Raw genomic sequence first — 24,846 nt, forward strand, 5'->3', positions numbered from 1 at the left:
CTGAAAAGACTGGGGTTCTTTTGTTTATAGATACCACGTGTTCGCCATGCGGGCTCGGTTCGTCGCCTTTCTTTATTTTCTAAAACTAATTTCATCCAGCCCAATTGTGTATTCTGCACGTTGATTATTATTGACATCCCAAATTTCCATTTTTATTTCAGGAATTTTCTTTTTCCAATTAATTGTCAATAAGCCAAAATGGTTATCCATAATAGGGCCTTCAATTCTATTTTTGTTGGGTGTCGCAAAGTACCAGGTGGAGGAAAGTCCGCTGGAGGTAAAGTCGTAAATAGGATATAATTCGGGTTCTGTAAGTTTAGAAATTTCACCATAATGAACGTCTCCGGTCAAAAACAAAATACCGTTTGCTTTGGTTTTCTTGATTAGATCTAATAATCTTTGTTGCTCCAGTGGAAAATTAGCCCAGCCTTCATACCCGTTGTACTCAATCCCAAACTGGGATCCTGAACCAATTAGGCGAAGATCAGCTGGTTTTTGTAGTTCTGTTTCTAACCATTTCCACTGTTCGGCTCCTAGGTATGTGGAATCCGGGTTTTGTACTGGTGCATAGTCCAAGGAGTAAAAATAACGTTTGTCATCCTTAAATTCGTTATTATATAGCTTGTAATCATCCCGGAAAGTACGGTTGTCTAACAGGATAATCTGTACTTTTTTGCCTTTAGTTTCATACAAATAAGAGGTATATATTCCCTCGTGTTTTCGTCTTTCGGAAGCTATAGGTTCTTCAAAAAAATTAAGAAAAAGTTCTTTTGATTCTTTCTTTTTGGGATAATGCCTTCCTGCATCATTTTGGCCGTAGTCGTGATCATCCCAAGTAGCTATGATAGGCATATTTTTTTTCAAATTTTGAAAAGTAGGTTTAGCTGCCAATTGCTCGTATTTGGCTTGCAGTATGTGCATATTTTCAGTGTCACCGTAAATATTATCTCCAAGAAATATAAATAAATCTGGTTGGTGTTTTACCACGACATCAAAAATAGACAGGGAATTACTTTGGTTTGAACACGATCCAAAAGCAATTTTTGAAAGGTTCTTTTGCGAGTAACCATTGCAGGAAAGCAATGTTAAAGCTGCTAAAAACAAGGGTATTTTAAAGAGATTATTTTGAATCATTTTTTATTGTTTTGTTTTATAATTGTATTTAAAAGGAGATTGGTTGTCCAAAAAAATTAATGCTTCTCTACAAATCACATGGTGACTTTTAGAAGGTATTTTTTAGACGGTGACAATTAAAAATATAGGTTTGAGTAATAATTTTAAACTTAATTATAAAAAAAAATCTTTTCAAATGTAATAAAAAAAAAAGATCTAACTAAAATCACATTATAAACGTATTGTTACTATATTGCCTAAAAACAGATTGGTTGGCTGTTAATTAAAAGTTAAACTAATAGATTATATGTAATTTACATGTGCTAAAATTTATTTTTGATATTGATTAACTAATAAAAAACCTATTAATGAAGAAATTTTTCATTTTAACTTCAATCGCAGCATTAATGCTTGTGCCTACAACCCAATTTGCACAATCGAAAAGAAAAAAAGATAAAAACACCACTGTAGCCCCTCCTCCAGAAAAGAAACCAGAAGCTACCATCAAAGAATACAGCAAGGTGATTACGAAAGACGCCGTTTCTGACGAAGGTTTGTTTATGGTACACAAAGTGGACAAAAAATATTTTTTTGAAATCCCGAATAAATACTTGGATAAAGACATGCTTTTGGTAAGTAGGTTGGCTAAATTACCGGCTAATTTAGGAGGCGGATATGTAAATGCGGGTTCCGAAACCAATGAACAATTAATTATCTGGCATCGTTTTCAGGACAAAATTCTGATCAAATTAAAATCATTTAGTGCCGTTGCCAATGACAGTTTACCCATTAGTATTTCAGTAAAATCAAATAATTATGAACCTACTTTATTTGCTTTTGATATTGTAGCATTTAGTAAAGATTCGTTAAATACCGTTATTGATGTTACTAAATTTTATAGCACTGACGTTAAATCAATCAGTGGTTTATCTAGTGAAATGAGAGAAACCTATAAAGTAAAAGGTCTCGATGAATCCCGTAGTTTTATCAATACGATGAAAAGTTATCCTATGAATATTGAAGTGGTTCAGGATTTTACTTACAATGCATCTAAACCGCCTGTTCAGGAAGATGCAGAAACAATTAGCATCCAAATGAATCAATCGATGATTCTGTTGCCGGAAAAGCTGATGCAACCCAGATTAGCAGATCCGCGAGTGGGTTGGTTTACCATGAGCCAGATTGATTATGGAAGTAATGAATTGAAATCCGACAGTAAAACCTATATCCGCCGTTGGAAATTGGAACCAAAAGATCCTGTCGCTTACGCAAAAGGTGAACTGGTTGAACCCATCAAACCTATTGTGTACTATTTAGATCCTGCCACGCCTGAAAAACTACGCAAATACATTAAACAAGGAATTGAAGATTGGCAAAAGCCTTTTGAAACTGCTGGTTTTAAAAATGCAATTATTGCCAAAGACGCGCCTAATAAAGACGAGGATCCTGATTTTAGCCCGGAAGACATTCGGTATTCTGTGATTCGTTATGTAGCGAGTACGACGCGTAATGCGGTTGGGCCAAGTGTTTCTGATCCCAGAACGGGAGAAATTATCGAGAGTGACGTGATTTGGTACCACAATCATTTGCGTTCCTACAGAAACCGTTATTTGTTAGAAACCGGAGCAGCAAATCCTTCAGCAAGAACCTTGAATACCACTGACGAAGAGATGGGTGAAATGATGCGCATGGTTATTGCACATGAAGTAGGGCATGCGCTTGGTTTTCCTCATAATATGGGAGCGAGTTGTGCGTATGATACTGAAAATTACAGAGACGGTGCCTTTACTCAAAAAAATGGAATTGCAGCGAGTTTGATGGATTATGCCCGTTTTAATTATATCGCTCAACCTGGAGATAAAGACATTCGTTTCATACGTCAGATGGGGCCTTACGATCATTATGCTACCAATTGGGGCTATAGAGTCATTCCTAATGCCTCTTCTCCGGAAGTAGAAGTGCCTATTTTAGACCAATGGATTATGGAAAAAGCAGGAAACCCTGTTTATAAATATGGGAAACAAAGTAGTAGTTTTGATCCAACTTCACAAACGGAAGATATTGGAAATAATTCCATGAAAGCAAGTTCATACGGACTTAAAAACTTGCAATATGTAGCTTCTCATTTATCAGAATGGACGAGTGATGTGACTAATAACTATGAGGATTTAGAAGAATTATACAAAGAAATGCTGGATGTCTGGAGTAGATATGTGGGACATGTGGTAACGAATGTGGGCGGTGTTTATGAAACAACCAAAAAGCCAAACCAAACCGGAAATATTTATGAAATTGTACCAAAAGCAAAACAACAAGAAGCCATGCAATGGTTACAAGCCAATGCTTTTACTTCTCCAACGTGGTTGGTGAATGTAAGTACATTGAAAAACACTGATTACTCCGGTTACACAGAACGTTTTCGAAATTTACAAGCCAGACATTTGAATGCTATGTTGAGTTTTGAACGAATTGGTCGATTGATGGATGCGGAAATAATGGGAACTACTAATTATAAAGCATTGGATTTATTGAGTGATATGCGTAAAGGAATTTGGAAAGAAGCCAATTTCGCTTCGAATGTGACTATTTACAGAAGAAATTTGCAACGCGCATACATTGAAAGAATGAGTTATCTGATGAAAGAAGAAATTAAATCCGGACGTTCTTCTGACTATTATAATGTGGCTCAGTCCGATGTGAGAGGATTGGTGAGAGGCGAGTTGAATGCATTAAAAACCACCTTAGCAGTTGCTAAAACCAGAGTTGTAAATGCAGAAACAAGATACCATTATGAAGACGCGATTAAAAGAATTGAATTGATTTTAAATCCAAAATAATCAGAATGTAAATTTTATTTTACACAAAAAATCCGCTACTGTAGCGGATTTTTTGTGTAATAAAAATAAATCTTGATTGAAGTAAGCAATAAGAATAAAATAATGTTGCTTTTTTTTACCATATAAGTCATGTAAGTTTAAGTTTCAATTGTGTTAGCCTTATGTAACTATAACGATCATGAGGTCATTTAAGGTTTAATTCTTATATGACTTATATGTTAAATATTATTTTACTCCTTTTTTAGTATGACATGAAATAGGTCCAACTACTTAGACTATTTATTTCAAAGGAAAATTAGCTTCGAAAGTTTTAAATCTGGAATCTAAATCTTGAAGCAATTGTTTTTTGACTGAAGCTTCTTTTATAAAACTATAAGTAATGCTGTTGTACACATATTGCTTGATATCAGAATACGAAACATCTTTGTATCTTTTGGCTAACAAGACATATTGCTCGGTCATATTCGTGCGTAAAATCCCGGCATCATCCGTACTAATTACGATTGGCACGCCAAATTCTTTATATAAAGTCAATGGATGACGGCTTTCTTTTACCTTCAAAATAAACTCATTGCTTACTAAATTGATTTCGATAGGAATGGTTTTCTTTGCCATATAACGCAGCAAATTATACGAATCTTTCTCGTAGGCCATATCTACTCCGTGCCCAATACGGTTGGCTCCTGCAGTATAAACGGCTGATCCAATATGCCACGTTAACTCTTCTGGTTGTACCAAACCAAGCGTCAACTCGCCGGCGTGCATTGTATATTTTACATTTGGATAACGGGAATGACAGTATTTAAACATTAGCATGTGTAACCAATAATCCTTCATCGAGGTTTCGCCATCTTCCGGAGAAACAATGTTAACTCCTGCCATCAGTGAACTTTCATCTGCAGATATGAATGCGATTACCAGATTTTTGAATAAATCTACGGGTTCCATAAATCGTAATACAAAATTTTGATACCGCATCGTAAATTGCTTGTCGTCAATGTTGAGGTCTTTGTGAAGCCTTGCTACAAAGTTAGTATTGAAATCTTTTGCGTAAGATTCAGCGCCTTTTTTTAATAAAGAGCTGTAAACAGAATCTAGTGTGGTTAAAATTGCTTTTTCATCTTTTGCTACTGCTGATTTTCGTAATCTGGAATTGAATTTTGTTAAATCATCGGTATTCATATCTGTTGGGATTGTAGACAATTGGGTTTCAATATAACTGACATTTTCTGAAATAGCTCTGTTTTTAAGTTCCAATAATCCTTGTCCAAAATTCCCTTTAATGGCCGGTTCGAACTTCATAAATGATTCGAAAAACAACTTGTCGGATGGATAATCTACATCATTATAGTCTTTTACAGACCACTTTTGCATGATTTTTTGCTTATATGCTTCTAATGTTCCGTTATTTTCTAGTGTCGAAAATAGTTGCCAGTTTCCCGTTGCTGGTTTTTCTTTTAACACATCCATTGTTTCAATATTGAGATAAAAATCGTCTGCAATAGCGCGTTGCAAAATAGGTTCGGCGTAAATGGAACCTGAAAAATGATGATGTAAATCACCACCTTTTGGCATTTGGGAAAAGAACGCCGTTAATTTTGCTTCATTGTTTCTGATTTTTTCAAAATAGTCGTTCGTTCCTTGCGAGTAACTTGAGTTTATAAGAAGAGCGAAGAATAAAGTATATACTAATTTCATATTTTAATGGTATTGATTGTATTTTGCTAGTCATTGCTTCAAAAAGTAATCTTTGTTTTGAATGATGCAGCGTTTAAACGGTTATTTGTAGAAAAAAAGGTTTGTTTTTGCCAAAATTAAGCATTTTCATTAACTGTTAGATGAAACCATTAATTTATTTGAGTATTCACTACAGAAAACAACTTTCCTGCAGTGTGTTAAAAAGCGAGTAATAGGGTAGAGACTCGTTAATGAAATGTATTTTTGCATTTTAAAATTGAGTTTCGCCAACCAAAAAAACTAATAGCTATCCAAGGAAATAAAATCTTCCAATAAAATATTTAGACCTTCGAATTAAAAAAAAGAGAGTAAAAAATTTTTAAACGTTATAAAGTCAAAAGGAATAATTTGTATTTTAATGTGTGGCGCATGAAATAGAAAGATTTGGATTTAAATTGCAAAACGATACTATTATTGCACAATTATAAACTATAAAGATGGACTTCGCGTCTAAAATAATAATAAATGAAAGATTGGTTTAGGTTTGTAGGTAAGAATAAGCGCTTACTAAATTTTGGTTTTTTATTTAATTTTTTCTCTTCTTTTGGGCAAACTTTTTTTATTTCTTTATTTGTTCCTTTTTGGATCACTTCATTTGAGATTTCAAATGCGAGCTTCGGAGTTTTATATGCCTCTGTAACAATTATTTCTGCTGGCTTACTTTCAATTTCAGGCCGATTTATAGATAGTATGTCATTAAGAAATTTTAGCTTCATTGTTTTTACAGGCTTAATTATGTCTACTATTATACTGTCTCAAGCCAATACTCTTTTTGTTTTAATGATAGGATTGCTTTTGGTTCGGTTTTTTGGACAAGGATTAATGACGCATACTGCAGCAACTGGAATAGCAGTATACTTTGACTCTAACCGCGGAAAGGCATTAGGTTTTACTGCGCTAGGAAATCCTGCCGGACAATTCTTTTTACCTTTACTGGTTGTTCCATTAATTGCGTTTACTGGATGGCAATATAGTTTATTGTACTTGGTTGTTTTAGCTTTGTTAGTAGTGCTACCTACAATTTGGACTATTGGGAATATGGATGATGCTGAAGTTAATACCGTTGCTAAAACAAGTAAAGTAATTCCAAAAGAGCGGTATTTAAAAAGTCCTCAATTTTGGCTTATTGCTTCTAATATTTTTGTTATTCCATTTATAGGTACAGCTATTTTTCTATATCAATTTACTATTGGCCAGAGTAAGGGTTGGGATGCTGCTTGGGTTAGCTTTTCATTTGCTTTTTTTGCTGTTTTTAGCGCAGCTTCTTTATTATTTTCAGGTAATTTAGTGGATCGTTATTCTGGGATTAAATTATTTCCTTTGTATCTCATTCCAACAGTGGCAGCTCTTTTAGTGATCGCTTTAATAGATCATAAATGGGTTTTTCCGTTATTTTACACTTTATTAGGGATATCATCTGGTTTGGGAAGTACTGTCAAAACGGCCATGCAGGTAGAAGTATATGGGAAAAGTAATTTAGGAAAAATAAGAAGTTATTTTAGTACAATGTTAGTATTAAGCACCGCATTAGGCCCACCAGTATTTGGTTATTTTATCGATCATAATTTTTCGTTTTCAACCATTATGCTTGTAACTGCGGGCATCGTAATAGGTATTATTATTTTAAGTTTTAAGCTTTCTGCTAAAGTGCGCTAACTCCGTTTCTATTTAGCGCAATTTACACAATATAAACTTTCTGGCCGGATCAGGATTCTGCCAATTGGTATTGGATTTCTACATTTTAGGCATATTCCAAAATCGTTGCTTCCTAATTTTTCTAAAACTGCTTTAAGTTTAAGCAGTTTATCTTCTGCTTGTCGCAATGCCGCTTCCATTACTGCTCTATTATTAATAGCGTCCATACGCGATATACGGCCAATAGCAACATCGGGAGCTTCGGGCTTGGCCAATGCGCTATAATCCGTAATTGCTTTCTCTGTTTTTTCTATTTCTAAAAGTAACTTTTCTTTTATTTCGCTATTTTTCATAATTTATTTTGTTTGATAAGTCCTAAAACCGTATTGATTTGTATTCTTTTTGAAAACTGGGTTTAGTTACCACAAGCTGCCAAAGATTTAATCGTCGTGAACGGAAGGAAGCGGCTGAAATAGAAAGATAAAATATCCACATTCTGTAAAAGGTTTCATCGTATTCTGTTTTTAGGGAATTCCATGAATTTTTAAAATTTTCCTGCCAAGCCATTAGTGTATAATCGTAATGCAAACCAATATTTTGCAAATCTTCTAAGACGAGTTTTTCTTCCATTGCTTTTCCTATTTGGGATAAGGAGGGAATCAATCCACTAGGAAATATATATTTATGAATCCACGGATCAGTATTTAAATCCGTTTCATTACTAGCGATGAAATGCAAAAGACAAAGTCCTGTGTCACCAAATTTTTAGTGAAAACACTGATAAATTCAGTACATAAATAATAGTTAATATTGGAATTTGGCAATGCGTGACCAGTAACTTTTCCAAAGTATCAATTTAAGGAAAACAGTCTAATGCTTTTTTATTCCAAAATGTATGAGAACCAAGAAACGATTGACCATCATTTATCACAAAAAAGAAAGTTTAAGAGGTTTTCTGCATCGGCTCTTCTGAAGTATTTATGACCGCATAAGATGCTTTTGCCGCTTCATATCCAATATTAAAAATTTCATCCATTTTTAATTTACTTGTGTCAAAAGTGCGATAAGAGGACAATTCATAAGGCTGGATGAGCCAGTCACAAAGTTTAAATTTTAGTAAATCATTCTGAGATGATAGTAAATCATAGGCACGGGAAGTTACTGCTTTTAAAGAGTTTAGATGGTCTGGACCTACGATCTCCAAGGAACTCACATATACTCCAATCAAAAAATCACATTTACCAATTAATAAATCGGTTGGAAAATGGTTTAAAATTCCTCCATCGCTGTATATTTTACCTTGTATTACGTGAGGAGATACTATTCCGGGCACTGCTGTTGAAGCTAAAATTGCCTCTACAATCAAAGTATTGTTGTCAAAAACTTTTAAATTTCCTGTTACTAAATCGGTAGCCGTAATTTGTGTTTCTATTTTTAAATCACCAATGGTAGCTTTTCCAAAGACTCCTTCAAAATAATTTTTAAAAGCTTCACTGTCTAACATACCACCTCGTTTCAACGTAAAATGTCTCCAGCTAAAGAAATATACCGATTTAAAGAAATCTAAAATTTCCTCTGGTTTTTTTCCAAAAGCGTACATGGCTCCTACAATGGCACCAGAGCTAGTACCTGCTATCTGATTGGGAACTAAATGCTGCTCGTCTAGAAATTTCAAAACACCTGCTTCCGCAATGCCTTTAGTTCCTCCTCCGGATAGTGCCAAACCTATTTTTTTTGATTTAGTTTTCATTATCATAAAAAATTGTTTAAACTAGAATTAAAAAAACCACCTGAGCATCTTGCTTTAGGTGGTTTTTTGTATTTAAACAGATTTGATTAACACTTTATAATCTGGATCTTCCATAATATTCACATCGATAATGGCCTCTGCATTTTTTAATAATAGAATACAGTCTTTACTCAAATGGCGCAAGTGAACTGTTTTCCCTTGTTTGTAGTAGCGGTGTGTAATTACATTCAAAGCTTCAATTGCTGACATATCCGCTACACGACTTTCTTTAAAATCAATTATAATTTCGTTTGGGTCATTAAGAACATCAAATTTTTCAGCAAAACCTTGCACCGATCCAAAAAATAATGGACCATAAATTTCATAATGCTTAATTCCATATTCATCTACAGTTTTTCTAGCACGAATACGTTTGGCATTTTCCCAAGAATACGCCAAAGTAGCAAGCAAAACACCAATTAAAACGGCAACAGCTAAATTATGAGTGACCACGGTAATAACGGTTACAAGCACCATTACAATCACATCAGACTTTGGCATTTTCTTAAAAGTTCGCAAACTAGCCCATTCAAAAGTACCAATGGCTACCATAAACATCAAACCAACTAAAGCCGCCATAGGTAACTGTTCAATTAAACTAGAACCGAACATAATAAAAAGGAGTAAAGAAATAGAGGCGACGATAGCAGCTAATCGTGCTCTGGAACCTGCTGAAATATTAATTAAACTTTGTCCTAACATTGCACATCCACCCATTCCAGAGAAAAATCCAGAGGCGATATTAGCAGCTCCTTGTGCAATACATTCTTTGTTACTATTGCCTCGAGTTTCTGTAATTTCATCTATCAGATTTAAACTTAATAAACTTTCAATCAGTCCAACTCCTGCAACAATACAAGCGTATGGAAAAATAATTTTTAAGGTCGCAAAATCAAAAGGAATACTTGGAAAGCTGAATGGCGGGAAACCTCCTTGAATGCTTTCCCCTGCATTTAATGTATCACCCACATTCATCGTATCAACTCCAAAACCAATTACAATAGTTGAAACCACTAAAATTGCTACCAGTGAGGAGGGAACCGCTTTTGTGATTTTAGGTAAACCCCAAATAATAACCATAGTCAATGCCGTTAAACCAACCATGATTGGCATGGCAATACCTTGCAGTAACTTATCTGTTCCCTTTTGATAAAAATTAGGAAGCTGAGCCATAAAAATAATAATTGCTAATCCGTTGACAAAACCAAACATTACCGGATGAGGAACCAGCCGAATAAACTTACCTAATTTTAAAACGCCTGCTATTATTTGTAATGAGCCCGCAATAATTACTGTCGCAAAAACATATTGCAAAATTGTTTCAGTGGTAATTCCGGGAAACGATCCTCTTAATTCTAAAATCAATCCCAAGAAAATAACAGCAATAGCTCCAGTTGCACCAGAAATCATTCCAGGTCTACCGCCAAGTATTGCAGTAACTAAACCCATAATAAAAGCAGCGTACAAACCGGTTAAAGGTGAAAATCCAGCAAGCATTGAAAAAGCAATAGCTTCAGGAACTAGAGCTAAAGCCACTGTAAAACCAGATAAAATCTCGGTCTTGTAATTTACCTTTTGCGATAAATCAAATAAATTAAATACTTTTTTCATATTGTAACGTAAATAAAGGACAACCTCAAATAATGAAATTGCTAAAAAAAAATTAATAAAAAAGTGTAGTGACTAATCCTTGGACTTGGTAGAATATAAATCAGATAGTGTAACAACAAAAACGTACTATTTAAAATGTAATAACGTCCTAAAATTGTTGGGTATCTAAAACCTCTGATTTAAAGAAAGTAAATCAAGGCGGAGTAACAGGAATAAAATGAGTAATATGTTCCATAAATATGGTGCAAAATTAGGTTTTTTTATCAAAAGAAACTACTAAACATTAAGAAAGATAAGACAATACAGTCAGGAGGTAAACCTTTTCGGGAGTTAAACGCGATCGATAGCAATAGTATTTGGATAATATATCGTTTCTTTTGTCATTTTACAGCTGGTCATAAGTTGTAATAAGCATTTTTACAAAAAATTATATTGTTTCCGTTAACCACAAAATAAAGTTTCAATGAAGCCCTAATTTTTAGTTGTTACTCAGAAAAAAATAGAAACCATTTTTGTTATTGGAGTAAGTAGTTGGATCTATTTAATGTTATACTAAAAAATGAGTGAAATAATATTTAACATGTAAGTCACATAAGAATTAAACCTTAAATGACCTAATGATTGTTTAAGTTACATAAGGTTAACACAATTGAAACTTAAACTTACTTGACTTATATGATAAAAAAAATGCGACATTGTTTTATTTTTATTGCTTAACAATTTTTGGTTTCCCTTTTTGTCGTTGATAGACCCTGAATCATAGCAATACTATTGCTAAAACAATTTTTTTTTGCTAGCAAGGACAGCCAATATTTTTTTAAATTATAATAGTTTATTGTATCAAATTTAACAATCTTCAATTTGCGTTTGCATAAAATGGCAAAAAAAAGTATTTTTGCACGCCCAAGAAAAAAAATGACATCCAAATATGATACTCTGTTAGGATTATTTTCTGAAAATCTTGGGGTTATAAAAAAGAAAATTAATTTTTTCGAAATCTTTACCATGGGTAAAATTTTACCTGAATCCATTATCATTTTTATGAAAAAAGTAGTTAATTTATTTGATTTTTCACGAGAAGTCAATTACCGAATAGAAATTTTAGCAGGCTTAACGGTGGCTATGACTATGATTCCGGAATCATTATCTTTTGCTATTGTAGCTGGTTTTCCTCCGTTGATGGGCTTATATGCTTCTTTTATTGCGGGATTGATTACAGCCGTTTTTGGAGGAAGACCGGGAATGATTTCCGGAGGAGCAGGAGCAACAGTAATTGTTCTAATAGCTTTAATGAATTCAAATGGAATAGAATATGTTCTTGCAGCAGTTGCTTTGGCAGGAATTTTACAAATTTTAGTAGGGCTTTTTAAACTTGGAAAATTTATCCGACTGGTACCACAGCCCGTTATGTTTGGTTTTGTAAATGGATTAGCCGTCATTATTTTCATGTCGCAATTGGATCAATTCAAAACCTTTGTTAATGGTAAAAGCGAATGGCTTTCTGGAACTTCTTTCTTTATTATGGCAGGATTAGTTGCATTGACAATAGCAATTGTGGTGTTGCTACCCAGACTAACAAAAGCAGTTCCATCTTCATTAGTGGCAATTATTGTGGTATTTGGACTGGTTTTTTTCTTTGGAATCGAGACCAAAACGGTGCGGGATATCGCTTCCGTAAGTGGCGGTTTTCCACCTTTTCATATTCCTAATATTCCTTTTAACCTGCAAACGTTACAAATAATATTTCCTTACGCATTAATCATGGCTTCTGTGGGATTGACAGAAGGATTATTGACCTTGAATTTAGTCGATGAAATAACTGAAACAAAAGGCAAAGGAAATAAAGAGTGTATCGCCCAAGGAAGTGCTAATATTTTGAATGGTTTTTTCTTTGGAATGGGCGGTTGCCCTATGATTGCACAAACATTAGTTAATCTTTCGGCGGGTTCCAGAGCGCGATTATCGGGAATCATTGCTGCACTAACCATACTTGTAATTATTTTGTTTGGTGCTCCAATAATTGAACAGTTGCCTATGGCGGCTCTGGTTGGTGTCATGATTATGGTAGCAATTGGAACATTTGAATGGGCAAGTTTCAGAATCATTAATAAAATGCCAAAACACGATATTTTTGTCGGTATTTTAGTAGCGCTAATTACAATAGTCCTACACAATTTAGCCTTAGCGGTATTAATTGGAGTCATCATTTCGGCTTTAGTGTTCTCTTGGGAAAGTGCAAAAAGAATTCGAGCTAAAAAATACCTAGATGATAAAGGAGTGAAGCATTACGAAATTTATGGGCCTTTATTTTTTGCTTCAACAACCGCTTTTTTGGAAAAATTTGATATTTTGAATGATCCAAACGAAGTCATTATTGATTTTAAAGAAAGTAAAATTACCGATATGAGTGCTATCGATGCTGTAAATAAAATTACAGAGCGGTATGCAAAAGTCGATAAAACGGTTCATTTGCGACATTTAAGCGAAGATTGCAGAGTGTTATTAAAAAACGCGGATAGCGTAATTGACGTAAATATTTTGGAAGATCCTACTTATAAAGTTGTTGTTGATTAGCTTTACAACTTGAAGCAACTCAAAAAAGAATAGCCACAGATTCGCTAATTTTATATCTTTATCCGAATTACAATCGTTAAAAATATAGCGATAATCTTACTTCGTATTTTTATAATAAGTTATACTTTCATCGCCTCTGCAGCTAATCGTCCTGTTTTCAGAGCAGCATTAATAGAACCATTGAGTAAGTTGTCGCCACAAATGAACAGCGTATCTGATATTTTTATTTCCGAAACAGCAATCGTATTTCGCACACTTGCCTGATTAGGCAAAGCATAGTCAATGCGATACGCCTTTAGAATTTTCCACGAACTTACTTTTTCACCATACCATTGTTTCAGCTCTTGTTTCATGTTTGCAGCCAAAGTCGCATCATCAATAGGTGGGATTCCATTGTAGGAAACGGATATAAGCACTTTTCCTTCTGGCGCATAGGCTTTAGAAACATTGGAGACCACAGTCATATTATTCACCCATTTTTTATTAGTAGAGGCATTTAAAACTACAACCGCTTTGTCAGTAGGCGCCTCGTTAGCTTCAAAATATATATTGGTTACCTGACGCGAGGTCATTTTTTGTTTCGGAAAGAATTTTTGGGTAAGTTTGTTTGCGGTCGTAGCCAAAAGGATTTGGTTGGCTTCGATAACGGTTCCGTCTGCCGTAATTACGGTATTTTCATTAATAGCTGTTACAAGTGTATGGCATTGAATATTGCCTTCTGGAAGCATGGCAACTAATTGTTTTGGGATTTCTTCCATTCCTAATTCAGGAACGGCCACATCACCATCCGAAAACATTTTCATCACAAAATCGAACACTCTGCTGGAAGTTTGCAGTTCGTCTTCTAAAAAAATGCCAGAAAGGAAAGGCGCATAAAAACGTTGAATCATTTTTGGACTAAAACCATAATCAATCAATTGTTTGCTGGTAGCTTGTTCTGGTTGTTCGAAAATTTCGTCAATTGTTAATTTTTGAAGTTTATTTTTTAACCAAAGTGTATTTATTTTATCTTTTAAAGTGCCAACGGGAGCAAAAAGAGTGGCAAGTGCCGCTGACGGTCTTCGGAATGGATCTGCAATTTCAAAACTTCCTTCGTCATACAGCACGGTGGCTCCGGGTAACATTTTTTTTAAATTCAAAGCCTTGTAATCAAGTAATGACTGTGTTTCTGGATAAGCCGTTAACAGTACTTGAAAACCTCTGTCTAAAAGAAAGCCCTCATGGGAATCCGTTTTTATTCTTCCGCCCGCGCGATCACTGGCTTCCAGAAGAAGTACTTTTCGACCCTGACGGTGCAAATGAACTGCTGCGGATAATCCCGCCAATCCCGCTCCCACAATAATTACATCCTGTTTCATAGCTTATTAATAATATTTGGCACAAAAATAGGCCAAAAAGCGTTTTAGTGTCACTTAAAGAAACTACAATTTAGATTTTGATTATTGTTGCTGTATTTGAAATTGCATCATTAAATCAGTTTGTTCGTCATTTCCTAAGGTAAAAATATGTTTGTCAAATACTACAAATTCATTTTTAGTATAAAATCGAATGGCTCGGTGATTTTCTTCCCAGACACCAAGCCAAATATAATCAACGCCAGTGCGTTGTGCAATCTTTTTCACTTCGTTCAGCAACAGTCGCCCAATGTTTTTACCGTGGAAAGTTTGTAAAACATAAATCCGATGTATTTCTAAAGCATTTTTGTTTATATTTTCCGTTTGAGCATCACCAATGTTTATTTTTAAATATCCAACGATATTTGATTTTGAAATGGCTATATAAAAAAGGGAATTGGGATTATTTATTTCAGTTGTTAATTGTACTGCATTGAAGTTTTTTTCGATGTAATTAGTGATGTTTTCAGGGGTGTTTACAGCAGCATAAGTCGCTGTAAATGTTTGGATACTTATCTTTTGTAGTTCTTTAAGATCAGCGATTGTAGCTTTTCTAATTTCAATTAGATTCATGTTGGCCTACTCTTTGTGTTATTTTTTAAACTCAAAAATACCAAAAAAAAGGTTGCTAAACTAAATCCTCTAGTACACTATTAAACAAATTAGTTTAAAGGCTCTTGATTTCTTGATTTCAATTAGTACTTTTGGGAGAATTAATAAAAAGTGCTCGAAAGAGTAATGTGTATGAAAATTGTAATATCGCCAGCCAAGTCGTTAAATTTAGAGAAACAGCTACCTACGGAGTTGCACACCCAACCTTTGTTTTTAAAAGAGTCGCGAGAAATCCACAAAGTTTTAAAAGAGATGAAGCCTGCTGATTTATCAATTTTGATGAGTATTTCAGATAAGTTAGCTGATTTGAACTGGAAACGAAATCAAGATTGGAAAACACCTTTTACCACTTCAAATGCACGTCCGGCTGTGTTTACTTTTGATGGTGATGTGTACATTGGATTAGATGCGTATTCGATTCCAGAAAAAAGAACAGAAGCTTTACAAGAGCGTTTAAGAATCCTATCCGGTATGTATGGCTTGCTGAAACCATTGGATTTAATTCAGGCGTACAGATTGGAAATGGGCACCAAATTACCCATTGGCGAAAGCAAAAATCTGTATGAATTTTGGAAACCAATCGTTACAAAAGCTTTAAATAAAGAGCTCAAAGAAGACGAATTGTTTGTCAATCTTGCAAGCACGGAATACTTTTTGGCAATTGATGTCAAGGCGTTGAAAGTTCCTGTAATTACCCCGGAATTCAAAGAGTACAAAAACGGAAAATTAAAGATTATCAGCTTTTTTGCCAAAAAAGCAAGGGGAATGATGGTGCGTTATATTATTGATACGGATGCTCAAACGATTGAAGATTTGAAAGGGTTCAATTATGATAGCTATCAATTTGATGCAAATTTATCGGAGGGCAATCATTTGGTTTTTACCCGATAGAGATGCGATTAATCGGCTCTTCATTAATGCATGGCATCAGCAGGATTGATTTTGTTTTTTCCTCTTTTGATAAAAAAGATGATTGGAATACAACACAGAAACATAATTCCCAGATACAGAAAAATATCCATATACGATAAAACGGTACTTTGTTTCATCACTGAATAATCAATAACCTGATAGGCTTTTTTCAGCGATTCATTAGCACTAAATCCTTTTGACATAAACCCTTTTTGCAACATTATAACGCGTTGTTGGACTTCGAACTTGCTGGCATCTAAATTTGAAATCAAATTTACTCTGTGTTCCTGACCAAATCTCGTGATAAAGGTGGTGATAATTGCTATTCCAAATGAACCTCCCAATTGGCGCATCATTCCTGTAAAGGCTGCCCCTTCGCCAATATCCTTTCCTTTCAAGGTGGAGAGTGACAGTGTAGTTATGGGTACAAATAGCAGTCCCAATCCTATTCCTCTTAAAATCAATCCCCAATACAGATGCTCAACTCCCGTATTAGGAGTCAAGCTGTTGTGCATCATCATCGTAAAGAAAAAGAAAATCAAAAATCCAAGACCCACCATATAACTTTGCGGAACACCTCTTTGAATTAGTTTACCAATAATGGGCATCATAATAGCAGTGGTGATTGAACCCGGAATAAGCAATAATCCTGCATCTGTAGCGGTCCAGCCTAGAATGGTTTGGGTGTAAATTGGAATTATTAAGGTGGAACCATAAAGACCAAAGCCTAATATGAAACACATTATGACACCAATTCTTAGATTTCCATCTTTTAAAACCCTCAAATTGACAATAGGATGTTTATAGGTCATTTCTCTCCAAATGAATAATATTAAGCCAAAAACGGATACCGTACTCAAGAATATAACTGTTATATTGTTGAACCAGTCATCTTGTTGTCCGTGTTCTAGAACATATTGCAAAGAACCAATAAATACGGTCAACAGAAAAATCCCCAACCAATCCACCTGTTTGGCTTTTAGTTTTTCTCCATATTTAGGACTTTTTACAAAAGTTAAAGCTAGAATAGTAGCTATGATACCAATGGGAATATTGATATAAAAAATATAAGGCCAAGAGAAATTGTCAACAATATAACCCCCTAATGGCGGACCCAAAGTAGGTCCCACTATAACTCCCATTCCATAAATAGCCTGTGCCATACCTCGTTTTGCAATGGGATAACTCTCCGTTATAATGGTTTGTGCGGTCACTAATAAAGCACCACCGCCCAAACCCTGAATAAATCTAAACGTAATAAGTTCCCATATATTATTGGCATTGCCGCACAAAAAAGAGGCTACTGTAAAAATGATAATGGAAGTCACAAAATAATTTCGTCTTCCAAATTGTTGTGAAAGCCAGCTGGTCATAGGGATTACAATCACGTTTGCAATAGCATAAGCAGTAATGACCCAAGCAACATCATTTAATGTGGCACCCAGACTTCCTCTCATGTTTGTAAGTGCCACATTGACGATAGTGGTATCTACGATTTCAAGTAAAGCACAAAGTACTGCTGTGATCGTAATAAGAACTCGTCTGTAGCCATATTCTACTAAATCGTCTTCTCCTGCTTGTACCATTTATACTAAAGTGTAAACTATCATTTTATTAAAAGAGGTGCCGTTTTTAATTCAAAAAAACAGCTTTAATCTAAATGTACATCAACATCTACATTCATTCCCGGACGCAGTAATTTTATTTTTTCAGGGTCATTTGTTGAAATCAAACTTATTTTAACAGGTAATCTTTGAATGGTTTTTACAAAATTTCCTGTGGCATTATCTGGCGGTAACAAGGAGAAACGGGATCCTGTTGCTGGGGAAAAGGAAGTAATGGTTCCCTTGAAATCATATTCGGGATACGCATCTACTTTTACGATTACTTTTTGGCCAATAACCATTTTGTTGAGTTGCGTTTCTTTGAAATTAGCAACTACCCATGCTTCATTGTTGTTGATAATATAAAATAGGGATTGCCCTGGTTGCACTAGTTGTCCCGGCTGAATATCAATTTTTGATACCTGACCATCAATAGCAGCAGTGATAGCAGTGTAGGTTAAATTTAATTTTGCGGCATCAAGCATTGCTTTTGCTCTTTGTATATTGGCTGCAGCCACTTCTGTCTGTTTACCTGAAACTTTAGATTTAGCTATAATAACTGATTTTTGAAAGGCAGTGGCTCTTTCTTGTTGTTGTAACACGCGTACTTGACTTTCAGCTTCCAGTTTGGCGGCTAAAGCCTGTTCGTATTGTTGTTTTGTGATCGAATGGCTTTTGTATAAATTATCATATCGATTGTAATCACTGGTTATGCGTCCCAATCTTATTTTTGCGGATTCGATATTACCACTTGCAGATCGTACATTGGCATCCGAAACAGAAATACTGGCTAAAGCACTTCCTATATCAGCTTTAGTAACTTCAAAATTACCTTCAGCGCCAATCATTGCAGCATGTGCTTCTTCAATTTTTAACTGGTAATCCCTTTTGTCAATGGTAAAAAGCGTATCGCCTTTCTTTACAAAATCATTGTCCTTGATGTACACTTTATCCACATATCCTGAAACTCTTGGGATAATTGGGTTCATGTTTTTTTCAATTTGCGCATCATCAGTTTCTTCGTGAGATTGTGAATGCAGGTATTTAAAAGTTCCGTACGTCCCACCTAAAACTACCAATGCCACTAGGATAATGATAAATTTTGTATTTGTTTTTTTGTTTTCCATGGTAGGTATATTATAATTTTGAAATAGTGAAGGTTTGAGATAATTGGCCGGTTACCGATAGTAACTCATAATATTTTTGAATGGTATTGGCTTTGGCCAAAGTCTTATTGATTTTAGAACTCAATTGCTCTACATCAGCCTCCAGTAAATCATTGGTGTCCGAAAGACCATTATCATATTTATCTTTGATGATTCTGTAATTTTCAGAAGATTGTTCCAGCGCTTGTCCATATACAACATCTTGTTTTAAAGCTAAATCATAATCTTCAATCGCTTTTTGAACTTGGATTTTAATATAATCTGTTAGTATGGCTTCAGAGTTTTGGACTTCTAAAAATTTATTTTCGGCCAGCCGCACTAAAGTTCCGTTTTTTAGAATGGCACTCAAATCATACGAAAGCCCGACGCCTATATTCATCGCGTTTTGCACCGTAATCACATTGCTCAGGTCTAATGCCGTATACCCGCCAACTAATGCAATGGCCGGATAGTACGACCCTTTTGCTATTTTTATATTGGCTTCACTGGCTTTTCCCTGAAACCGAAGGGCTTCTAAATCCTTCCGATTTTCTAGTGCAGGTAATTCATTTTCAGGGATATTAGTCATTTGAAAATCGGCAAAATCACGCTCTCGAATCTCTAATTTTGTGTCCGGATTTAGTTTTAAAAGCGTAACCAGGTAAAAGTTGATGATTTTTAAATTATTATTTGTTTCGTCTAATGACAATTGGATTTTCGAAGCCTGTAATTGGGATTTTAACAAATCATTTCTGGGGATAATTCCATTTTTTTCAAGGGCTATAAAATCGTTTACCCGCTGTTGCGCACTTTTTTGATTTTCTTTTAGCAGTTCAATTGTTTTCTGGGCTTTGTATAAACTGGCATAATAATCAATCACCCGCAACGCAATTTCCTCCTTTGTTTGCAATGCCGTAGCCATTTCTGCCTGATACAAATTTTCATAAACGGTGATGCTATTTTGAATTTTAAAACCTGCGAAAACCGGAACACTGGCATTCAACTGTCCAATCATTAATTGATTGACAATTGGAAGTGCTTCCTGAGTTCCTGTATTATTTTGATTGAGTTTGAAATTAACAGAAGCATTTGCCAATCTTTGGTATTGTCCTGAAAGTTTCAAATCAGGATATTGATTGTTTTTTGTGGATTGCAGCTCGTACTTTTTGGTTTTTACTTTTGTATTGGCTAGCGTAACTTCATTACTTTTGGTCCAAGCCAAATTGATGGCTTCGTACAATGTTAAACTTGTTTTTTCTTGCGCTGCTGCAGATGAAATTCCAATGAAGAAAATCACAATGAGCATGAATGGACTAACTTTCATACGTAGATAATTTTTGTTTTTTATAGGAATATGGAATTCGCATAGGTCTTTATTATTTTTTGCATAGCATTTATGGGGCGCTCATTTCATGGATCAGAAGTGCCTTTACAGTTTGTTGAATGTGCGTTGTCAAATTGGTTTTGATATAATTATTGTATAAATCTTCTGTTTTTAAGTTTAATAAATTTTCGAAGAAAGGTTTGTTCATGTGAAAATGAAAAAAAGTGCCCAGAATTGTGGGAGTGATAAGCGGAATAATAACATCTTTTCTGAAAATGCCTTTATTCTGGCCTTCTTCAATTATAATTTCAAGGGATTTTAGATTTCCCTTTTTTAATTCTGAAAAAACCGAAAGATTTTGTTTGCTTTTTTTGGAGGGGAATTCAAAGTGTAAAATTCTATAAATCCCTCGATTACTATTGATTCTGTTGATGTACAGTTCAATCAGCTTATTGATTTTGTCAAGGGGTTCCAGATCTTCCAGCAATAAATGTTCTAATTGATTTTTAAGATCTGAAGTTCTGTACACTATAAGCGATTCCAGTAGTCGCTCTTTGGACCCAAAATAATACGAAACCATAGCAATATTGATTTTTGCCTCTTTTGCTATGTTCCTAATCGAAGTGCCGTCAAATCCCTTTTCTGCAAAAAGAGTTTCTGCAACTTCCAGGATTTGAATTTGTTTGTCGTTAAAATTATGTTTCAATGGAATTTAATTTTTTCAAAAACAAAACTAAACAAGCGTTTAAATTAAACAACCGTTTGGTTTTTATTTAACATTGTTTTAACATTTTAAATAAAGCCGAACGGTTTTTTTATTTTTGATAGTCTCAAAAAGGAAGGTTTCGGGAACGGTGACTTCTATCTAAGATTGTGAATATCTATTTTAGGAATAGTAAATTTAGTTTCCTTTAAAATCTATCTTTGACATCCTAAAAATAAAATAAAATGAGCACAACTTGGTACGAATGCAAAGTAAAATATAGAAAAACAGATGAAACCGGCGGTCAAAAAATTACGACTGAACCCTACTTGGTAGATGCGTTATCTTACACAGAAGCCGAAAGCCGAATTAATGAAGAAATGTCAGCGTATATCAGTGAAGAATTCAAAATCACGAATATAAAAGTGGCTAATTATGCCGAGATTCATCCTTTTGAAAATGCAGATCGCTGGTTTAGATCTAAAGTTTCATTACTCGCCTATGACGAAGAAAGTGGCAAAGAACGCAAGACCAATATGTATTTATTAGTGCAAGCCAATGAGGTAAAAGAGGCTTATGATAATACTATCAGTGTGATGAAAGGCACGATGGGAGATTATACGATTCCTGCTATTTCAGAATCTCCTATTATGGATGTTTTTCCGTATTTCAGTGGAGAAGAAGGAGAATTGGAACAATTAGAAAGGTTCAATGCAATCAAAGCCTCTAAACCGGAAGCAACTGTCGAGATAGAAGATCACATGGAATTTGAAACCGCACTTGAAGAAGAAGTTGCAGTTTAAGACAAATTGTATTAAATAAAACTCACCGTAAATTCGCAAATTATAGAAACCGTTGCTAACTGTTTTTATCTGCGAATTTGCGGTTTTTAAATTTTAATACTAAGTTTTTTATAATTCCAATTGGTTCTGTCTAGCCAAGACTTTCTCGTATGCTTTTCGTGGGCTTCCTCTAAAATATACTTCGCCACAAAAGGTATAACCTGAACTTTCAAAAATTTTTATCATGGCAATGTTGTCAAAATTAGTGTCTGCTTTTATGCTGTAAATGAGGTTGCTTACCGCAAAATCCTCAATGTGTCTGAGAATCATTTTAGCCAAGCCTTTGCCTAAATACTTTTCAGCAATAGATACGCGGTGCAGTACAACAAAATCATCATTGGTTAACCAGTTCCCTTCAATTTTCTCATAAGCGGGTTCGTCATTGATTAGTACCGCGCTATAACCAATAATGGTTTTTCCTTCAACCAAAACAAATCCTTCCCCTTTTTCAATGTCTTTTTGTAAAACCTCTGGATTTGGGTAACCGTCTTGCCATTGATTACTGCCGTCTTCTTTTCTTCGAATGATAGCTTGTTGTAATATCTCCCATATTGGGGATATCTCAGAGGGTTCTGCTTTTCTAAAGTGATACTTGATCATCGTAATTTAAGTTTTTTAGGGTATTCGCTAAAGTATTTCTGCCGCTTACAAAGGGTACTAAATTAGGTTTTATTTTTCGTTTTTTTTTAGCTTTGGTCTATAAAAGAGTATTTTTTTATACTCAAAAGAAGCTGTAGAGTACAAATGAATCAACTTCTGGAACATTTATGGAATGACAGAACAGAACAGTTGAATAAAAAAAAGACTACAGCTATTCCTGAAATTAAACTAGAGTCAAATTTAACAATGATAGCGGTGGTGGGAATCTAACATTATTTGTCAATAGATAAAATACGTTTTTTCTGTTTAATGAGGGTGTAAATTATTTGCGCGAAAAACCCAAAACAAATCCTAAAGTATTCTAAATTGTATTGATTTACAGTTTTTTATTTCTGAATTTTGATATCTAAAGATAGATCATGAAAAAGAAAATTCTGGCCTTAGGAAGTCTAACATTGCTCTCAGTAACTTTATTCGTAATGAATCTGTGCCATTCTACACCTAAAAAGGTAAAGGCAATACAAAATTTTGATAAAGACAAATTTCTAGGCAACTGGTACGAAATTGCACGGCTGGATTTTGTTTTTGAAAAAAATTTAAACAATACCACAGCTGAATACTCACTCAATGAGGATGAAAGTCTTAAAATGATAAATCGGGGATTTAATTTTATAAAGAACAAATACGTGGCAGCTACAGGCAGGGTTAAGTTTGTGGGCGATTCAAACACCGGAAAATTAAAAGTTTCTTTTTTTGGTCCATTTTATTCAGGGTACACCATTATAGCACTTGATTCGGATTATAAATATGTTTTGGTTGCGGGGGAAAGCATTAAGAATCTGTGGTTGCTTTCACGAGATAAAACAATGCCTCAAAATATAAAACAGGCGTATCTAAAAACAGCACAAGACCTTGGCTACAATACTTCACAACTCATTTGGGTCCAACACAATTAATTGATACAATTGAAAACGTACTTGCTTATTTTCAATAATTGGTACTTAGTACGTTCCAATTGAAGACGTAAATTGTGCAGGAATGTATGAAAAAAAAAATTTATTAATTTTTTCAGGAAAAATTAGAATAGTATTTTTGCCACATGAATTTATCCAAATCAAGTGTTTTGTTTATGGCAGCCTGCACAGGACTTATCGTTGCTAACCTCTATTATTGCCAACCCTTAATTATTTTAATAGCAGCCGAATTTAAAATCCCCGTAACGGATTCCGGTACAATAACCTACCTGACGCAAGCAGGGTATGCCATTGGACTTTTTTTTATGGTTCCGCTTGGCGATAAGATTGAACGTAAAAAACAGATTTTAATCACCACTTTTGCCTCAGTAATAGCCTTGATTATTGCGGCTACTGCCCAAAGTTTTGTGGTGCTAGAAATTGCTTCATTACTTATTGGTATTACTTCTATAGTGCCACAATTGATTTTACCTTTGGCTGCCTCTTTAAGTAAGCCGGAAGAACGGGGTAAAGTGGTAGGGACCATTATGAGTGGTTTGCTTGTGGGGATATTATTATCTAGAACCCTTAGCGGCTTTATTGGAGATATTTGGGGCTGGCGAGCCATGTTTTGGATAGCCGCCGGAATATGTTTGTTTATTTTTTTTGTAATCTACAAGCAATTTCCATTCAACCAACCAGTATTCGAGGGAACTTATGCGCAATTAATTCAATCGCTTTTTTCTCTGATAAAAACCCAACCGTTATTGCGAGAAGCAACCGTGATGAATGTGTTTTGTTTTGCTCAATTTGGAGCGTTTTGGACCACAATGGTGTTGTTGCTTTCTGATGATCCTTTTCATTTTAATAGCGCAACAATAGGTCTTTTTGGCGTGGTGGGCGCTTCCGGAGCATTAGCGGCGCCTTTAGTAGGTAAAATCGGAGACAAAGGCAGTTCTAGAGTTGTTGTGGGATATGGCAGTTTATTGATGTTAGTCAGTTTTGTTATTTTTTATTTTTCAGGACAAAGTATTATCGGAATAATTACAGGGATTGTCTGTATTGATATTGGTTTACAAAGTGTTCATATTTCAAATCAAACCCGTGTATATTCAATACTTCCAGAGGCACGAAACCGTATGAACACCGTGTATATGTCGTTTAGTTTTTTAGGAACTGCGGCAGGTTCAGCTTATGGTTTGATGTTATGGAAATATGGAGGCTGGGAGGCCGTTACTTTGGGTTGTATTATTTTGTCTTTATTAGCATTAACTGTTTATGCAGTTACTTATAAACGCAAAGACAAAGTGCAAAAAAGGACAATGAATTGAAAAGCAGAGAAAAAAGCGCAAAGTATTTTACCTGTGCGCTTTTATTTTGAAATTATGTCCCGTCCTGAAATAGCGATACACAAAAAGTATCCTAATGGAAAAACATGAAGAAACACGCTATGTGAAGCGG

General features: G+C 34.8%; 20 protein-coding genes and 1 pseudogene. 8 read left to right on the plus strand and 13 right to left on the minus strand.

Translation table 11 applies throughout. The annotated features are described in order from the left end of the window. Positions 1-72 precede the first annotated feature (72 nt). The gene (locus EKM02_RS13215) at positions 73-1,134 is read right to left on the minus strand and encodes an alkaline phosphatase D family protein (protein WP_126455888.1); all 1,062 of its coding nucleotides are present in this window, start codon (positions 1,132-1,134) and stop codon (positions 73-75) included. 347 nt (positions 1,135-1,481) lie between these two features. Between EKM02_RS13215 and EKM02_RS13220 the strand changes: the two genes are divergently transcribed. Next, positions 1,482-3,950 carry a zinc-dependent metalloprotease gene (locus EKM02_RS13220; RefSeq protein WP_126455890.1) on the plus strand — a complete coding sequence of 823 codons (2,469 nt, stop codon included), beginning with the start codon at positions 1,482-1,484 and terminating at the stop codon, positions 3,948-3,950. 279 nt (positions 3,951-4,229) lie between these two features. Here the strand turns inward: EKM02_RS13220 and EKM02_RS13225 are convergent, their stop codons facing one another. Beyond that, positions 4,230-5,648 (minus strand): adenosine deaminase, encoded by a 1,419-nt coding sequence (locus EKM02_RS13225; RefSeq protein WP_126455892.1) that lies wholly within the window; start codon positions 5,646-5,648, stop codon positions 4,230-4,232. Between the two features lie 504 nt (positions 5,649-6,152). Here EKM02_RS13225 and EKM02_RS13230 point away from each other — a divergent pair. Further along, the gene (locus EKM02_RS13230; RefSeq protein ID WP_126455894.1) at positions 6,153-7,343 is read left to right on the plus strand and encodes an MFS transporter; all 1,191 of its coding nucleotides are present in this window, start codon (positions 6,153-6,155) and stop codon (positions 7,341-7,343) included. Between the two features lie 8 nt (positions 7,344-7,351). Here the strand turns inward: EKM02_RS13230 and EKM02_RS13235 are convergent, their stop codons facing one another. From EKM02_RS13235 to EKM02_RS13250, 4 genes and pseudogenes are all read right to left on the minus strand, one after another. Next, entirely contained in the window at positions 7,352-7,675 is a 324-nt protein-coding gene (locus EKM02_RS13235) for a TraR/DksA family transcriptional regulator (RefSeq protein ID WP_126455896.1), read from the minus strand. 22 nt (positions 7,676-7,697) lie between these two features. Beyond that, positions 7,698-8,066, minus strand: a pseudogene (locus EKM02_RS13240) (class I SAM-dependent methyltransferase); the annotation flags it as partial. Between the two features lie 199 nt (positions 8,067-8,265). Beyond that, the gene (locus EKM02_RS13245; protein ID WP_126455900.1) at positions 8,266-9,078 is read right to left on the minus strand and encodes a patatin-like phospholipase family protein; all 813 of its coding nucleotides are present in this window, start codon (positions 9,076-9,078) and stop codon (positions 8,266-8,268) included. A 66-nt stretch (positions 9,079-9,144) separates the two neighbouring features. Then, entirely contained in the window at positions 9,145-10,722 is a 1,578-nt protein-coding gene (locus tag EKM02_RS13250; RefSeq protein ID WP_126455901.1) for a SulP family inorganic anion transporter, read from the minus strand. Between the two features lie 1,041 nt (positions 10,723-11,763). Here EKM02_RS13250 and EKM02_RS13255 point away from each other — a divergent pair. Beyond that, positions 11,764-13,296: a SulP family inorganic anion transporter gene (locus EKM02_RS13255; RefSeq protein ID WP_126455924.1), complete on the plus strand. Its 1,533-nt coding sequence runs from the start codon at positions 11,764-11,766 to the stop codon at positions 13,294-13,296. A 119-nt stretch (positions 13,297-13,415) separates the two neighbouring features. Here EKM02_RS13255 and EKM02_RS13260 read toward each other — a convergent pair whose 3' ends face one another. Both EKM02_RS13260 and EKM02_RS13265 read right to left on the minus strand, forming a co-directional pair. Then, entirely contained in the window at positions 13,416-14,654 is a 1,239-nt protein-coding gene (locus tag EKM02_RS13260; protein ID WP_126455903.1) for an NAD(P)/FAD-dependent oxidoreductase, read from the minus strand. Between the two features lie 81 nt (positions 14,655-14,735). Next, on the minus strand, positions 14,736-15,263 hold the full coding sequence (locus EKM02_RS13265) for a GNAT family N-acetyltransferase (RefSeq protein ID WP_126455905.1): 528 nt from the start codon (positions 15,261-15,263) through the stop codon (positions 14,736-14,738). A gap of 171 nt (positions 15,264-15,434) precedes the next feature. On the opposite strand from EKM02_RS13265, the gene yaaA reads away from it, so the two are divergent. Continuing rightward, complete coding sequence (yaaA, locus tag EKM02_RS13270) at positions 15,435-16,193, plus strand: peroxide stress protein YaaA (RefSeq protein WP_126455907.1); 759 nt, start codon at positions 15,435-15,437, stop codon at positions 16,191-16,193. A 23-nt stretch (positions 16,194-16,216) separates the two neighbouring features. On the opposite strand, the gene EKM02_RS13275 is transcribed toward yaaA, so the two are convergent. The 4 genes from EKM02_RS13275 to EKM02_RS13290 all read right to left on the minus strand — a co-directional run bounded on the left by EKM02_RS13275 (position 16,217) and on the right by EKM02_RS13290 (position 20,993). Beyond that, a complete protein-coding gene (locus EKM02_RS13275; RefSeq protein ID WP_126455909.1) occupies positions 16,217-17,800 on the minus strand; it encodes an MDR family MFS transporter in 1,584 nt (527 codons plus the stop codon). A 65-nt stretch (positions 17,801-17,865) separates the two neighbouring features. Beyond that, entirely contained in the window at positions 17,866-18,945 is a 1,080-nt protein-coding gene (locus tag EKM02_RS13280; RefSeq protein WP_126455910.1) for an HlyD family secretion protein, read from the minus strand. Between the two features lie 10 nt (positions 18,946-18,955). Continuing rightward, positions 18,956-20,287 (minus strand): TolC family protein, encoded by a 1,332-nt coding sequence (locus EKM02_RS13285; RefSeq protein WP_126455912.1) that lies wholly within the window; start codon positions 20,285-20,287, stop codon positions 18,956-18,958. 70 nt (positions 20,288-20,357) lie between these two features. Beyond that, a complete protein-coding gene (locus EKM02_RS13290) occupies positions 20,358-20,993 on the minus strand; it encodes a TetR/AcrR family transcriptional regulator (protein ID WP_126455914.1) in 636 nt (211 codons plus the stop codon). 242 nt (positions 20,994-21,235) lie between these two features. On the opposite strand from EKM02_RS13290, the gene EKM02_RS13295 reads away from it, so the two are divergent. Continuing rightward, positions 21,236-21,793 carry a DUF4494 domain-containing protein gene (locus tag EKM02_RS13295; protein WP_126455916.1) on the plus strand — a complete coding sequence of 186 codons (558 nt, stop codon included), beginning with the start codon at positions 21,236-21,238 and terminating at the stop codon, positions 21,791-21,793. Positions 21,794-21,901: 108 nt separating this feature from the next. Here EKM02_RS13295 and EKM02_RS13300 read toward each other — a convergent pair whose 3' ends face one another. Next, positions 21,902-22,432, minus strand: a complete 531-nt coding sequence (locus EKM02_RS13300) for a GNAT family N-acetyltransferase (protein ID WP_126455918.1) — start codon at positions 22,430-22,432, stop codon at positions 21,902-21,904. Between the two features lie 144 nt (positions 22,433-22,576). On the opposite strand from EKM02_RS13300, the gene EKM02_RS15165 reads away from it, so the two are divergent. The 3 genes from EKM02_RS15165 to EKM02_RS13310 all read left to right on the plus strand — a co-directional run bounded on the left by EKM02_RS15165 (position 22,577) and on the right by EKM02_RS13310 (position 24,716). Next, positions 22,577-22,702: a hypothetical protein gene (locus EKM02_RS15165; protein WP_255416291.1), complete on the plus strand. Its 126-nt coding sequence runs from the start codon at positions 22,577-22,579 to the stop codon at positions 22,700-22,702. A 149-nt stretch (positions 22,703-22,851) separates the two neighbouring features. Then, complete coding sequence (locus EKM02_RS13305) at positions 22,852-23,388, plus strand: lipocalin family protein (protein WP_126455920.1); 537 nt, start codon at positions 22,852-22,854, stop codon at positions 23,386-23,388. Between the two features lie 143 nt (positions 23,389-23,531). Continuing rightward, positions 23,532-24,716, plus strand: coding sequence for an MFS transporter (locus EKM02_RS13310; RefSeq protein ID WP_126455922.1), 1,185 nt, complete (start codon positions 23,532-23,534; stop codon positions 24,714-24,716). Positions 24,717-24,846: the final 130 nt, after the last annotated feature.

Origin of the sequence: Flavobacterium sp. RSP49, from assembly GCF_003968735.1 — a bacterium.
GTDB lineage: Bacteria > Bacteroidota > Bacteroidia > Flavobacteriales > Flavobacteriaceae > Flavobacterium.

Bases quoted from the DNA above. Each gene is read 5' to 3' on its own strand.
- EKM02_RS13245 (WP_126455900.1), bottom strand. From the start codon at position 9,078: ATGATAATGAAAACTAAATCAAAAAAAATAGGTTTGGCACTATCCGGA.
- EKM02_RS13280 (WP_126455910.1), bottom strand. From the start codon at position 18,945: ATGGAAAACAAAAAAACAAATACAAAATTTATCATTATCCTAGTGGCA.
- EKM02_RS13215 (WP_126455888.1), bottom strand. From the start codon at position 1,134: ATGATTCAAAATAATCTCTTTAAAATACCCTTGTTTTTAGCAGCTTTA.
- EKM02_RS13260 (WP_126455903.1), bottom strand. From the start codon at position 14,654: ATGAAACAGGATGTAATTATTGTGGGAGCGGGATTGGCGGGATTATCC.
- EKM02_RS13230 (WP_126455894.1), top strand. From the start codon at position 6,153: ATGAAAGATTGGTTTAGGTTTGTAGGTAAGAATAAGCGCTTACTAAAT.
- EKM02_RS13265 (WP_126455905.1), bottom strand. From the start codon at position 15,263: ATGAATCTAATTGAAATTAGAAAAGCTACAATCGCTGATCTTAAAGAA.
- EKM02_RS13295 (WP_126455916.1), top strand. From the start codon at position 21,236: ATGAGCACAACTTGGTACGAATGCAAAGTAAAATATAGAAAAACAGAT.
- EKM02_RS13310 (WP_126455922.1), top strand. From the start codon at position 23,532: ATGAATTTATCCAAATCAAGTGTTTTGTTTATGGCAGCCTGCACAGGA.
- EKM02_RS13250 (WP_126455901.1), bottom strand. From the start codon at position 10,722: ATGAAAAAAGTATTTAATTTATTTGATTTATCGCAAAAGGTAAATTAC.
- EKM02_RS13235 (WP_126455896.1), bottom strand. From the start codon at position 7,675: ATGAAAAATAGCGAAATAAAAGAAAAGTTACTTTTAGAAATAGAAAAA.
- EKM02_RS13285 (WP_126455912.1), bottom strand. From the start codon at position 20,287: ATGAAAGTTAGTCCATTCATGCTCATTGTGATTTTCTTCATTGGAATT.
- EKM02_RS13220 (WP_126455890.1), top strand. From the start codon at position 1,482: ATGAAGAAATTTTTCATTTTAACTTCAATCGCAGCATTAATGCTTGTG.
- EKM02_RS13305 (WP_126455920.1), top strand. From the start codon at position 22,852: ATGAAAAAGAAAATTCTGGCCTTAGGAAGTCTAACATTGCTCTCAGTA.
- EKM02_RS15165 (WP_255416291.1), top strand. From the start codon at position 22,577: ATGAATCAACTTCTGGAACATTTATGGAATGACAGAACAGAACAGTTG.
- EKM02_RS13275 (WP_126455909.1), bottom strand. From the start codon at position 17,800: ATGGTACAAGCAGGAGAAGACGATTTAGTAGAATATGGCTACAGACGA.
- EKM02_RS13225 (WP_126455892.1), bottom strand. From the start codon at position 5,648: ATGAAATTAGTATATACTTTATTCTTCGCTCTTCTTATAAACTCAAGT.
- EKM02_RS13255 (WP_126455924.1), top strand. From the start codon at position 11,764: ATGAAAAAAGTAGTTAATTTATTTGATTTTTCACGAGAAGTCAATTAC.
- yaaA (WP_126455907.1), top strand. From the start codon at position 15,435: ATGAAAATTGTAATATCGCCAGCCAAGTCGTTAAATTTAGAGAAACAG.
- EKM02_RS13300 (WP_126455918.1), bottom strand. From the start codon at position 22,432: ATGATCAAGTATCACTTTAGAAAAGCAGAACCCTCTGAGATATCCCCA.